Origin of the sequence: Sphingopyxis indica, from assembly GCF_032879645.1 — a bacterium.
Taxonomy (GTDB): Bacteria; Pseudomonadota; Alphaproteobacteria; order Sphingomonadales; family Sphingomonadaceae; genus Sphingopyxis; species Sphingopyxis indica.
On record NZ_CP076394.1, the window covers coordinates 2,533,571 to 2,547,682 of the forward strand.

7 protein-coding genes are annotated in these 14,112 nt (G+C 63.8%); 5 read left to right on the forward strand and 2 right to left on the reverse strand.

Features of this window, described 5'->3' with window-relative positions:
• Positions 1-57: 57 nt before the first annotated feature.
• Positions 58-2,193, reverse strand: a complete 2,136-nt coding sequence (locus KNJ79_RS12140; RefSeq protein ID WP_317151240.1) for a glycoside hydrolase family 2 protein — start codon at positions 2,191-2,193, stop codon at positions 58-60.
• A 472-nt stretch (positions 2,194-2,665) separates the two neighbouring features.
• Here KNJ79_RS12140 and KNJ79_RS12145 point away from each other — a divergent pair, with 472 nt between their 5' ends.
• The 5 genes from KNJ79_RS12145 (at position 2,666) to KNJ79_RS12165 (ending at position 12,386) form a co-directional block, all read left to right on the forward strand.
• Positions 2,666-3,670 carry a glycoside hydrolase family 5 protein gene (locus KNJ79_RS12145; protein ID WP_317151241.1) on the forward strand — a complete coding sequence of 335 codons (1,005 nt, stop codon included), beginning with the start codon at positions 2,666-2,668 and terminating at the stop codon, positions 3,668-3,670.
• A gap of 189 nt (positions 3,671-3,859) precedes the next feature.
• On the forward strand, positions 3,860-6,316 hold the full coding sequence (locus tag KNJ79_RS12150) for a glycoside hydrolase family 3 protein (protein WP_394357122.1): 2,457 nt from the start codon (positions 3,860-3,862) through the stop codon (positions 6,314-6,316).
• A gap of 46 nt (positions 6,317-6,362) precedes the next feature.
• Entirely contained in the window at positions 6,363-7,985 is a 1,623-nt protein-coding gene (locus KNJ79_RS12155) for a DUF5597 domain-containing protein (protein ID WP_317151243.1), read from the forward strand.
• 17 nt (positions 7,986-8,002) lie between these two features.
• A complete protein-coding gene (locus tag KNJ79_RS12160) occupies positions 8,003-10,924 on the forward strand; it encodes a TIM-barrel domain-containing protein (RefSeq protein ID WP_317151244.1) in 2,922 nt (973 codons plus the stop codon).
• Between the two features lie 124 nt (positions 10,925-11,048).
• Positions 11,049-12,386 carry a glycoside hydrolase family 27 protein gene (locus tag KNJ79_RS12165; RefSeq protein WP_317151245.1) on the forward strand — a complete coding sequence of 446 codons (1,338 nt, stop codon included), beginning with the start codon at positions 11,049-11,051 and terminating at the stop codon, positions 12,384-12,386.
• An 18-nt stretch (positions 12,387-12,404) separates the two neighbouring features.
• Here KNJ79_RS12165 and KNJ79_RS12170 read toward each other — a convergent pair whose 3' ends face one another.
• Positions 12,405-14,003, reverse strand: a complete 1,599-nt coding sequence (locus KNJ79_RS12170; RefSeq protein ID WP_317151246.1) for an alpha-L-fucosidase — start codon at positions 14,001-14,003, stop codon at positions 12,405-12,407.
• Between the last annotated feature and the right edge of the window lie 109 nt (positions 14,004-14,112).

The following is a 14,112-nucleotide window of genomic DNA, read 5'->3' on the forward strand; positions in this document are numbered from 1 at the left end:
ACCCGACAAGGAAGGCCGCCGCGCCCTTGGAGAGCGGCGGCCTTCATTTCGTCTGGTTCATTGCTCGGTCCGAGGTCCGGCACGCCCGGCCGGCCTGCGAACGAGCGGGGCGTTGGGATCATAGGTCCAGACCGCCTCGTCCCGCAGGTCGCCCGAAGACACCGCGATCCGGTTGCGTCCCGGCGTCAGCTGCACCCCGGTCCAGGTCGCCACATGGTCGACCACGGGCATTTCGGGAAGCGCGCGGCCGTTCACCGTCAGGCGAACCGCCGGCTGATTGCTGTAAACGCGGACCGTTACCCGGGCCTGCGTGCGATAATCATGGCGGCGCTCGGTCAGGTGCAGCATCGGCCGGTCGGACCAGTTGGCCTGATACCAATAATAGGCGTCCTTCCGAACGGCCCGGTCATAGGTCACGAGGCCCTTGTCGTTGATGCCGTTGCGGTCCCCTTCGCTCCGCCCATCGGAGGCAAGGTCGAAGGCGACCCAGACGAACGAGCCCCATAGATAGGGAAGGTCCCTGATCCCCCGCCAATTCTGTTCGTGATAGAGCACCTGATATTGTTCGGGATGCCAGGCGCTCGTCGTCACCGGCGGGGCGGGGTTGCTCTCCTGCGCGCGGATGCCGGCGCCCGCGCCATATTCGCCAACCGCGAAGGCGCGCTCTGGGAAGCGCTCGTGAAAGGTCCGCGCCCATTCGCCAAGCGTGCCCTTCTGGTCGGGATACCAGCCGAAATAGCGGTTGAAAGCGCTGAGATCGGCGACGAGCGCCTTGGGGTGATCGTCGTTCTGGCAGCAATGGGCATAGGTGGTGGGACGGCTCGGATCGGCGGCGCGGGCCGTCGCCTGAGCGGTGCGGAGCACGCGCAGCACCTCGTCGCTTGTCTCATAGACCTCATTGCCCAGCCCCCAGACCGCCACCGAGGGATGATTCATATTCTGGGCGATCAATTCGCGCATCTGCCGGGCGACATTGCGCTCGAACGCCTCGCCCGGGTCGATCGCGCCGTTGAGGGGAATTTCCGTCCACACCAGCAAGCCCAGACGATCTGCTTCGTCATAGGCACGCTGCGGATGCTGATAGTGAACGAACCGCACCGCGGTCGCGCCCATGTCGGCGATGATCCGCATGTCTTCGGATATTTCCTCATCGGTCACCGCGGTCCCCCGGCCGGGCCGTTGAGCGTGGAAATAGTTTACGCCGCGCAGGCGATAGGACCGGCCGTTCAGCAGCAGCCCCTTGTCGGCGGTCACTTCGATCGAACGAATGCCCAGCGGCAGTTCGACGCGGTCACGCACCCTTCCCTTGGTGTCGAAGAGCGTCGCGACGACCTTGTAGAGATAGGGATCGGCAATGCCGTTCCACAGGTGCGGGTTCGACAGGGCCAATTCGGCGGTCGCTTCGCTCGTTCCGCCGGAAGCCACGCTGCCCAGCCCCTCGGCCGCGGCGACGGCCTGCCCCGCCGCGTCGTAAAGGTCGATCCGATAGCGCACGCCGGTATCGGCTTTCGTGTCGTTCGAAAAGCGCAGACGGGCGCGAATCGAAGCTGCGTCGGCGGTCGCCTTGGGCGTGGAAACATAGACACCGGGGCCGCCGTCATCCTCCATGTCGAAATGCAGCGCATCCACCGACACCAGCCAGACGCGGCGGTACAGCCCCCCGAAAACCGTGAAATCCCCGCCCAGCGGTGCAATGTCAGGAAGGCGGCTGTTGTCGACGCGGACGGCGACGCTGTTGGGGCCGGCTTGCAAGGCGTCCGTTACATCGAAGCGGAAACGGGCATAGCCTCCTTCGTGGCGGCCGATCTTGCGCCCGTTGACCCACAGATCGGTCGCCAGCGCGGCCCCATCGAATTCCAGAAAATACCGGCGATCGGGCGCCTTTGCCGGCAGCGTTACATGCGTTCGATACCAGGCGGGGCCCCGATAATAGCCTCCGCCGTCGTCGCCGTCGCTGCCATTGAAGCTGTGGGGCAGCGTGACCCGGGGCCATTCTGCATCGTCATAATCGGACGCTCCGGCACCGGGTGGGTCCGCGCGCTTGAAAGTCCACACGCCGTCGATCGGTGTCCTGCCGCGGTCTGTGGCCAGAGCCGGGCCCGCAGCCCATAGCCCGACAATGAGCAGAAAGAGCGACAGCGCGGCTTTGACCTTCCGCTGCATGGAATTGGCGCCGCCGCAGGGCATGGCCATAAATTATCTCCCCCAAAAATCGCTCTCCGGTCCTTCTTCGCCCGGAATCGAGCGACGGCAAAGCGACCGGCGGCCGATCGCCGCATTCCCGTTGACCTTCGCCGAGCCTTTGGTATCGCTATCATCAGACAATTGAAATGTCCACTCGGGCAGGCGGCCGGCCGGGCGGCACCGCTACTGTCCGACAATGCGGACTTCGGGAAGGGGGGAATAGGACATGGCCGACGCAGATAGCGCCCGACAAGCCGGAAGGCTTGTCATCCGGGGCCTGGCGCTACCGATCCTTGGCCTCATGTCGGCTTGCGGCGGCGGGGGCGGCTCATCGCCGGCAGCTCCGTCGGTCGTTTTACCGGCCCCGACACCCGCGCCGGCCCCGACGCCGACACCGGCTCCGTCAATGCCCGCCATCCCCGCACCAACCCCGGCCCCCGCCCCGACAGCAACATCGCCAGCCGTCGCCTTCTCCCAGCACATGTCGCCCGGCATCAATCTCGGCAACACGCTCGAGGCGATCGCCGACTGGATGCCAAGGCCCGCGACCAGCTCCGAAGAAGGGGCGTGGGGACAGCCGGACGTCAATCAGGCGATCATGAACGGCTACAAGGCCGCAGGCTTCAGAAGCGTGCGCATTCCGGTCTCGTGGAGCCAGTATCTCGATGGCAATGGAAGGATCCCCGACTTCTGGATGAACCGCGTGAAGCAGGTCGTTGACTATGCCCGCAACGCCGACCTGTACGTCATCGTCAATATCCATTGGGACGGCGGCTGGATGAATCCGGTCCCCGAGGAAAAGGACGCGGTCAATGCGAAATTGACCAGCCTGTGGACGCAGATTGCCGAAGCGTTCAAGGGCTATGACGATCATCTGCTGTTTGCCGGAACCAACGAGATCGCGCTCGACTGGAGGCAGCCGCCGCCCGAAAACTGCCCGATACAGCACAGCTTCAACCAAAGCTTCGTCAACGCCGTGCGAGCGACGGGGGGCAACAATACCAATCGCTATCTGGTCGTCCAGGCATGGGCGACGAATATCGACGCCAGCCTGACGTGCAACGCCACGATGCCGACCGATACGGTGTCAAACAAGTTGATGATGGAGGTCCACTATTACGATCCCTACAATTTCACGATCAACAGCGACAGCGGCATCTGGCAATGGGGATCGATGATCGAGGACCCGGCCTTTGGCGAAAGCTGGGCGAACGAAGCCTATACCGACACCCAGTTCCAGAAGATGAAAGCGAATTTCTTCGACAAGGGCGTGCCGGTGATCCTCGGCGAATATGGCGCTTATAACAAAGCCGATTTTCCCGGCATGGACCCCTATCGGCTTTACTGGATTCAATATGTGACCGAATCGGCGTTCGAGCACGGGTTGATACCGATATATTGGGATACCGGCGATTTTCTGGACCGGACCACCGGGGCAGTGAAAGACGCCGCGGCGGTCGACCGGATCATGGCGGTGACGAAATGACATGCCGTGCGCGGCCCGCGTGCAGCGAAAGATCGCCTGATGTCGGCAGCGTTCGCGCTCGAAGCCGGGAAGGAGCGCCGGGAGCAACCCTGATGGAGGCCTGGTTCGATTTGGACTTGATAGCGCTCCCATTTGATATGTATGAGTATTGGAAACTGAAGACGAAACGACTGGGGGAGAGCGAGTGAAATGTGGTTGAATCGTGCGCAAACGGCCTTTCTCGGCGCCTCTCTGTCCGCCGCGACTCTCGCGTTCGCGGCCTCTGCGGGCGCAGAACAGACACCGCCGGGAGTGGCCAATCCCGCGCTTTGGCCCACGGCGAAAAGCCAGGGCCTGATCGATTCGAAAACCGAAGCGCGGGTCACCGCCCTGTTGCGGCGAATGTCGATCGAGGAAAAGGTCGGGCAGATGATCCAGGCCGACACGGCGTCGGTCACACCGGAGGACCTGCGCAAATATCCGCTGGGCTCGATCCTTGCGGGGGGCAGTTCGCCGCCGATGGGGGCGCCCGACCGGTCGCCGGCCGGACCCTGGATCGAAACCGCGCGCGCTTTCAATGCCGTCGCGATGGAACGGCGGCCCGGCCATGTCCCGATCCCGATCATGTTCGGGATCGACGCGGTGCATGGCAACAACAATGTCGTCGGCGCGACCCTCTTCCCTCATAACAGCGCGCTTGGTGCGGCTCATGACCCCGACCTGATCCGGCGGATCGGCGAAGCTACCGCACGGGAAACCGCCGCGGCCGGGATCGACTGGGCCTTTGCGCCGACGTTGGCGGTGCCCCGCAACGACCGCTGGGGCCGGACCTACGAAGGCTATTCCGAGGACCCAGAGCTCGTTCGCGCTTATGCCGCGAAGATGATCGAGGGTCTTCAGGGAGCCCCCGGAAAAGGCACGCTGCAGCAAGGTCATGTCTCGGCGAGCGCGAAGCATTTTCTGGGCGACGGCGGCACGACAAACGGCATCGACCAGGGCAATACCGAGATTCCCGAAAGCGAGTTGATCGCCATTCATTCCGCGGGCTACCCACCCGCGATCAACGCCGGGACGCGCACGATCATGGCCAGCTTCAACAGCTGGCAAGGCGTCAAGATGCACGGCAACAAGAGCCTGCTGACCGACGTGCTCAAGGGACGCATGGGGTTTGACGGATTCATCGTCGGCGACTGGAACGGTCATGGACAGGTGCCGGGCTGCACCACCACCGACTGTCCGGTCGCGTTCAACGCCGGTCTCGACATGGCAATGGCACCCGACAGCTGGAAAGGCCTGTTCGAAAACACGGTAAAGCAGGTCCGCGAGGGCGTGATCCCGATGGCGCGGGTGGACGACGCCGTGCGCCGCATTCTGCGCGTGAAATTCAAGGCCGGGCTGTTCGATCCCGCCCGTCCGTTTGAGAGCCGCATTGACGTAATCGGTTCGCCGGCGCACCGGGCCTTGGCACGCGAAGCCGTGCGCAAGTCGCTCGTCCTGCTGAAAAACAACGGCGCTTTGCCCGTGAAGAGTTCGGCGCATATTCTGGTTGCCGGCAACGCGGCCGACAATATTTCGCAGCAGTCGGGCGGTTGGACCCTGTCCTGGCAGGGCGACGGCAACACAAACGCCGATTTTCCGAATGCCCAGTCCATCTACGCAGGCATCGCGGAGGCGATGAAGGCCGGAGGCGGCAGCGCAACCCTGAGCGTCGACGGGAGCTTCACCGAAAAGCCCGACCTCGCCATCGTCGTATTCGGCGAGCAGCCCTATGCCGAGGGCCTCGGCGATCTTCGCACGCTGGAGTTCGAGGCAGGCGACAAGAAATCGCTCGCGCTGCTCAAGAAGCTGAAATCGGCAGGAATCCCGGTCGTGTCGGTATTCCTGTCGGGACGTCCGGTGTGGGTCAATCCCGAGCTCAACCAGTCGGACGCCTTCGTCGCGGCCTGGCTTCCCGGAAGTGAAGGCGGCGGCATTGCCGACGTCCTGATCGGCGACGCGCAGGGCCGGCCCGGAAAGGATTTCACGGGCCGCCTGTCGTTCAGCTGGCCAAAGACCGCCGCCCAGTTCACCCTCAACAAGGGACAGACCGGCTATGACCCGCTCTTCGCGCTCGGCTATGGTCTTGGCTACGCCGCGCCAGGCGTCGTCGGCCGGTTGAGCGAAGTGGCGGGAATCGACGCCACGGCTACCAACAAGAGCCGCTATTTCACCGACGGCCGGATTCAAGCCCCCTTTTCGTTGACGCTCGGTGCGGGCGTCACCCGGCGCCCGGTCGATTCACCGAGCCGTCAGGAAGGCGCGATCCAGCTCGGCTGGACAGCGGGTCAAGCCGCCAAGGCGAGCATCGAGGGCGACAAGGTCGACCTGCGTTTCGAAACCAACGCGGAAATGATGCTGCAAATGACCTATCGTGTCGACACGCCGGCAACCGGCCGCGTGAATCTGTCGATGGGCGGCGGCACGGTCGACGCCACGGACCTCTTCCAGCGCAGCGCAGGCTGGCGGACGGTGCGCATTCCGCTGAAATGCTTTGCCGACAAGGGCGCGGACATGACGGGACTCTATCCGCTATGGACGCTGTCCGCGACCGACTCCTTGACGGTTTCCTTCGCAGACATCGGCCTCGCGACGCAAGCGCCCGGCGGCATCTGTCCGCCCACCCCTTAGCTGCGTCCGTCCGCCCGGACCATCATTGCAGCACTGGAGATTTTCCATGCACCGACTGACTCGCTGGCTACTGCCCATCGCCGCGCTGTGCCTCAGCGGCGTGGCCACCGCCAAGGACACTTCGCTCCCACGCCTCGAAAGCCGCGACGGGCGGCACGCCCTGATCGTCGATGGCGAGCCCTTCCTGATCCTTGGCGGTCAGGCGAACAATTCCAGCAACTATCCCGCGATGCTGCCCGAGGTCTGGCCGACGATCCGCGCCCTGCACGCCAATACCCTCGAAATTCCGGTCGCGTGGGAACAGATAGAGCCGGTGGAGGGCCAGTTCGATTTCTCGTGGGTCGATGCACTGGTCCCCGAGGCGCGCGAGAACGGCGTCCGCCTGGTCCTGCTGTGGTTCGGCACCTGGAAAAACACCGGCCCGAGCTACATGCCCGAATGGGTCAAGCGCGACACCAGGCGCTTCCCGCGGATGATGACAAAGGACGGCAAGACGCATTATGTGCCGAGCCCGCACGGACGCGCCACGCTGGAGGCCGACAAGCGTGCCTTCGTCGCCCTCATGCGTCATCTTCGCGAGATCGACCCGCAGCACACGGTGATCATGGTCCAGCCGGAGAACGAAGTCGGGAGCTACGGCTCGCCGCGCGATTTCTCGCCCGAGGCCAACAGGCTGTTCGCCGGCCCGATCCCGGCAGAGCTTGCCCGCAAAGTCGGCAGGCGCGGCACCTGGAGCGAAGTGTTCGGCCGCAAGGCGGATAGTTCATTCAACGCCTGGTATACCGCGCGCTACATCGACGAGATCGCCGCCGCGGGGCAGGCCGAACTCAACCTGCCGATGTACGTCAATGTCGTCACCAGCGACCCGTTCGATCCCAGGGCAGGCGAAGGCGATGGCGCCAGCGGCGGCGCCGACTGGCCTGTCCTTGACGTGTGGAAGGCAGCTGCGCCGCACATCGCGATCGCCGCGCCCGATCTCTATGATCGTGGCTACAAGATCTATGCCGGCAAGCTCGACAAGATGGCCCGGCCCGATAATCCGCTGTTCGTCCCCGAGACCGGCAACGACCTCGAATTCGCCCGCTATTTCTGGCTTGCGCTCGGCAAGGGCGCGATCGGATGGTCGCCGTTCGGGATGGACACCACCTATGCCAACTTCCCGCTCGGCGCGAAACGGCTCGATGCCGGGACGCTCGGCGCCTTTGCCTCGAAATTCGCGCTGATGCGCCCGATCGCGCGCGATTGGGCGCGGCTCGCCTTCGAACATCCGACGGTCGGCTTCGCCAGGGGCGATGACGCATCCGACCAGTCGGCGGTGAGCGGGCGCTGGAAGATCACCGCACGCTATGGCCTGTGGGCTTTCGGCGAGCCGAGTTGGACCTGGATGGAGATCCCGCCCAATCCCAAGAAGGATCAGCCGATCGGCGGCGCGGCGCTGATCCAACTCGGCCCCGACGAGTTCCTGCTGGCCGGTTCGGACGCGCGAATCGGCTTCGAACTCGCCGCGCCCAAGCCGGGAGAGAATGTCCATTACCTCAGCGTCGAAGAAGGCACTTTCGAAAACGGCCGCTGGATGATGAAGCGTCGCTGGAACGGCGACCAGACCGACTATGGCCTCAACCTCGCCGAGCCGACGCTGCTGCGCGTGCGGCTCGGAACCTACCGCTGATCAGGGGAGCACCCGACGTGTCAATCCGTCATTCTTCAATCCGCCTCGTCCTCGCCGGGTTGCTCGCGTGCAGCGCGACCTCCGCACTGGCCGAAGGAACTTATCGCGCTACCGGCACGGGCGTCATCGTCAACCCCGACCAGGGTTCCGAACGCACGGTGCGGCTGCAGGTCTACGGCGACGGGCTGATCCGGGTCACCGCGGCTCCAACCGAGACGATCGACCTGCCCTCCAGCCTGATGGTGACTGCCGTGCCGCAGACGGACGGTTTTACTCTGAGCGAGGGCCCCGGATCAGTGACGCTGGCAACCGGGAGCGTCTCCGCCGAGGTGCAGCTGTCCGATGGCCAGGTCACTTTCCGCGACTCCGGAGGCAAAATTCTGCTCACCGAAGGCGGTCCGGCGTCGTTCACGCCCGTGACTGTCGAGGGGCAGCGTCAGTACACCGTCAGCCAGCAGTTCAACCGCGGCACCGATGAAGGCCTTTACGGTCTCGGCCAACATCAGAACGGCCAGATGAACTACAATGGCGAGGACGTCGAACTCGCTCAGCACAATATGGACATTGCGGTGCCGTTCGTCGTTTCGACGCGCAACTACGGGCTGCTGTGGGACAACAACTCGATCACCCGCTTCGGCAACCCCAAACCCTATGCTCTTGCGGGCAGCGACGGCGATGGCCTGACTGTCACCGGAAGCGACGGCAAGCCCGGCTGGACCGCGCAATATTATCTGGGCGACAAGCTGGCCGTCACGCAGAACGAACAGGTCATCAACTACCAGTATATTCGCGACAATATGCGCTGGCCCGAAGCGGCAAAGGCGCAGACGGTCGCCTCGACCGCGGGGCAGAACACGGCCGGCAACGCGGTCCAGACGCAGCGCGTGATCTGGACCGGCAAGGTGACGCCGGGCAAAAGCGGATTGCACCGTTTCCGCCTCTATTCGTCGAGCTATGTCAAGGTATTCGTCAACGGGAAAGAGGTGCTGGAGCGCTGGCGTCAGAACTGGAATCCCTGGTATCACAATTTCGACGTGCCGATGAAGGCCGGCAAGGCCACCGATATCCGCATCGAGTGGGAACCCAATGCGGGCTATATCGCGCTCGTCCACAACGCCCCCCTCCCCGATGCGGATCGCCATTCGCTCTCCTTCACCTCCGATCTGGGTCAGGCGGTCGATTATTATGTGACGGTGGGCAAGGACATGGACGGTGCGATCGCCGGCTATCGCAAACTCACCGGCAAGTCGGCGATGCTGCCGCAATGGGCCTATGGATTCTGGCAAAGCCGCCAGCGCTACGACACGCAGGAAGAGCTGCTCGGCGTCGTGCGCGAATATCGCCGTCGCAACCTGCCGCTCGACAATATCGTGCTGGACTGGCGTTATTGGGAGGATGACAGCTGGGGCTGCCATTGTTTCGATGCCAAGCGCTTCCCCGACCCCAAGGGCATGGTGGACGAGGTCCACGCCCTTAATGCGCGGATCATGATTTCGGTCTGGCCCAAATTCTATCCGGCCACCGACAATTACAAGGAGCTCGACAAGGTCGGCGGCATCTATCGTCGCATGGTCGAGCCGCGCCCCGGCGAACCGACGGACCCGCAATATATTTCCAAAATGTACCGCGACTGGGTGGGGCCTGGCTATGCGAACGCCTTTTACGACCCCTATAATCCGAAGGCGCAGGACATCTATTGGCGGCAAATCCGCGAGAATCTGGGCGACCTCGGCATTGATGCCTGGTGGCTCGACGCGGACGAGCCCGATTTCCACTCGAACCTTTCGGTCGAGGAACGCGCCTATCGCATGGGTCCGACGGCGCGCGGTCCCGGCGCGGCCTTCTTCAACAGCTACCCGCTGGTGCATAGCGAAGGCGTGTATCAGCGCCAGCTGGCGACGAAGCCGAATGTCCGCCCCTTCATCCTTTCGCGGTCGGGCTTTGGCGGCACGCAGCGCGCGGGAACGGCGCTCTGGTCCGGCGACGTCGTGTCGCGCTGGGACGACCTCAAGGATCAAATCTCGGCGGGCGTAAATCTTTCCATGTCGGGCATTCCCAACTGGACGCACGATATCGGCGGTTTCGCGCTCGAGGATCGCTACACGAAACAGGACCCCGCGCATATCGACGAATGGCGCGAGCTCAACCTGCGCTGGTTCCAGTTCGGCGCCTTCTCGCCGCTGTTCCGCAGCCATGGCGAGACCCCGAAGCGCGAAATCTATGAGATCGCGCCCGAAGGCTCGCCCATGTACGCCTCGATGGAATGGTATCTGAAGCTGCGGTACCGCCTGATGCCCTATATCTATACGCTGGCGGGCGATACGTGGCAGAAGGACGGCACGATCATGCGCGGCCTGGTTATGGATTTCCCGGCCGATCCCCGCGTCCGCAATGTCAACGACCAATATATGTTCGGCAGCGCCTTCCTCGTGGCTCCGGTCACCGAGTTCAAGGCGCGTAGCCGCAAAGTGTATCTGCCGGCCGGCGCAGGCTGGTATGATTTCAACAACGGCGCATATTACAAGGGCGGCCAGGAGATTGTCGCCGAAGCGCCCTATGAACGCATGCCGCTGTTCGTGCGCTCGGGTTCCATCGTGCCGACGGGGCCGGAGATCGAGCACACCCGCGCGGAGCCCGACGGCCCCATCGTGCTGCATATATTCACCGGCGCCGACGGCAGTTTTTCGCTCTATGAGGACGATGGGACAAGCGAAGGCTATAAGCGCGGCGAATTCGTCCGCATTCCCGTCCAGTGGAATGATGCCAGGGGCGAGCTGACCATCGGCAAGCGCGAAGGCGGCTACGGCGGGATGCCCTTCAAGCGAGCCATCTCCGTTCGCTTCTATGACAAGGACAGCGCGCGCGCGATCGACTTCGCGGAAAATGGTGAGACCTCGATCGTCTATGACGGGACCGCCGTCGCCGTGCGCAAACCCTGACGGAGCCGATTGGCGGGAGGCAGGCGACCGCGCCCGTCCCCCGCCGCGGCCTGACCCGCTGGCGGCGGGTCGCTCTGGTTCGGGTAAGAATGGAGTAAGAGTTTTGGCAAGCAGCAGGCGCGAAATGATGAGCATCGGCGGTGCAGCGGCATTGGCCGCGCTGTGGCCACGCCACCTTGGCGCTGTCGCGCCGGCCGGCAACGGCCCGCTGCTTGCACCAACTCCGCCGATGGGCTGGAACAGCTGGAACAGCTTTGCGACGACGATCACCGAGGCCCAGGCACTCGACGTCGCGCGCATCATGCAGGAAAAGCTGCTGCCCTTCGGCTACGACATCTTCACCGTCGACATTCAGTGGTACGAGCCGGACGCCAAAAGCTATACCTATAATAGCAATCCCGTGCCCGAAATGGACGGCTTTGGCCGTTTGCTTCCCGCGCCGAACCGCTTTCCCTCGGCAGCGGGGGGACGGGGCTTCGCGCCGCTGGCTGCGAAGATTCACGCCATGGGGATGAAATTCGGCATCCATCTGATGCGCGGCATTCCCCGGCTGGCGGTGGAACGGAACCTGCCGGTATTGGGCACGCCTTACCGCGCGCGCGACATTGCCGATACGGGAAGCATTTGCGCCTGGAACCCGGACATGTACGGCGTCGATATGCGAAAGCCCGGCGCGCAGGCCTATTATGACAGCGTCTTCGCCCTCTATGCGTCCTGGGGCATCGACTTCGTCAAGATGGACGACATGAGCCGCCCGTACGACGCGGTTCAACGGCTGGAAATCGAAGCGGCGCATCATGCGATCCAGGCGACGGGCCGGCCGATCATCCTCAGCCTCTCCCCGGGTGAGACGCCTTTGGCGCAGGCCGGGCATGTCGGCCGCTACGCGCAAATGTGGCGGATCAGCGACGATTTCTGGGATTCCTGGGCGTTGCTCCGCGATCAGTTCGCGCGACTGGAGGCGTGGAATCCCCATCGGCGCCCCGGAGCGTGGCCGGATGCGGACATGCTTCCCCTGGGCCGGCTCGCGCTGGGGGAACGGGACTCCCGGTTCACCCCCGACGAGCAGCAGACGCTGATGACGCTCTGGTCGATCGCGCGGTCTCCCCTGATCATGGGCGGCGACCTTCGCCATCTGGACAGCAAGACGCTGACCCTTTTGACCAACAAGGAGGTGATTGCGGTCAACCAGTCCTCGCGCGAAAACCGGCCCCATCAGGCGGGGCAGGATGCGCGCATCTGGTCGGCGCGGACGGCATCGGGAGACGACCGCTATGTCGCGTTGTTCAACATCGGCGACAGCCCGCGCGAGGTGAGTATCGCCTTGCCGGACCTGGGCGTGAAGGGCGCGGTCCGGGTTCGCGACCTTTGGACGGGTACCGACCAGGAAACGCTTACCCGCCGATTGGTGCGTCCCCTCCCCCCGCACGGCTCGGCGCTGCTCCGCCTTCGCGACGCGTGAGGGGACGCGGGTCCGAGATCAGGTCCCGCCGACCAGCCCCGCCCCGTGCAACCGGACGACCGGAACCATCTGGCCCGGCTTTGCGGGCGGCAGCGTCAGCACCAGCGCGTCGTCCTCCTGTTTCCAGGCGAGCTTGCCGCCGCCCACCACTTCAGCCTTGGCGATCGACGCGCCGCCCAGGGCACGGCGTCCCAATGACGCGATGCGCAGCGTGCTCTTGGGCCAGAGCATCAGAACCGTGTAAAGCGCGCCGTCCTTGACGGTGAAGCGCACGTCCTGTTCGGTAAAGTCGCTCGCCTTGTCTTCCTCCATCTTGCCGCCGGGCAGATCGGTCGGCCCTTCGCCGAACATCCGCCAGGGACGGCTGCCGAAAATCGCGGCGTCGCCGTTGACGCGCAGCCAGGCCGCGATGCCGTCAAGAATCCTTTCCTCCTCGCTATCGAGCGTGCCGTCGCCCCGAAGCGGGACCGACAGGAGAAGATTTCCGTTCTTCGACACGATGTCGCAAAGGCGCTGAATGACTTTTTGCGCCGGGACATAATATTTGTGGTCGTAGCGGGCCCGGTTGTAGTGCCAATCGCCGATACAGGTGCAGGTTTGCCAGGGCTGATCGCGCATCACCGGCGAAAAACCGCGCTCGACATCGTTCATCAGCCCGCACTGCATATAGTCGGTCAGCAGCTTCGACGTCAGGACGACATCGGGGCTGCCGTGCCATTCGACCGCGCGGTTGTAATAGTGCGCGATGGCTTCCAACCCGACCGTCCCGAACGGGATTTGCGTGTCATCAAAATAGACGATGTCCGGTCGATATTTGTCGACCAGATCATTCTGGCGGAGGAGCCATTTCCGGACAAACGCCGGATTCCTCGATGCGGCATGTTCCAGCCAGCGCCCATCATGCACCTGATGCCATGCGTCCATCGAATCATTGCCGGCAATTCCATCGGGAGCGACAAAGCTGGGGCCGGTATAAAGTTCTTGCGGATCGAGCCCGTCCCACCATTTGCCGTGCCCCTGCTCGCGGCGCAGCTTGAAGGCGTCATAGCGCTCACCCGCCCTGGCCCCCTCGGGATCATAGCCATAGGCTGTCTGATACCAGTGCCAGGCATGGCTGACATGGTTGCTGACACCGAAAGGCAGCCCCTCGGCCCTGGCCGCCTTTTCCCAACCGGCCACAATGTCGCGCCTGGGTCCCACCCGGGTCGAATTCCAGGGATGATATGCGCTGTCGTACAGATCGAAATTGTCGTGGTGGCCTGCCATGGCCATGAAATATTTCGCGCCGACCTGCTTGTAGCGGTGCAGCAGCGCGGCCGGGTCCCACGCCTCGGCCTTCCATTTGCCGATGATCTCCATGAAGCCGGTATCGGCCGGATGCCCATAGTTGGCGAGGTGGTGCTTGTAGGCATCGCTTCCGGGCACGTACATGAGCCGGCCATACCAGTCGCCCGCTTCGGGCTGGCATTGCGGGCCCCAATGCGCCCAGATGCCGAACTTCGCATCGCGAAACCACTCGGGCGTTTCCCAACCGGCGACGAGCGAGGACCAGTCCGGCGTGAACATCGAGGCGTTCGCCGATGCTGCGCCGCCCATCGCCAGAGCGCCCGCGATCATACCACGGCGACCAATTTTCAACATTCAATCCCCCCCTTTGCATTTCCGCTTGCGCGCGGACGAGCCTTGTTGGTAGCGCTACCAGATACGATTGTGAAGAGGGAAGAGG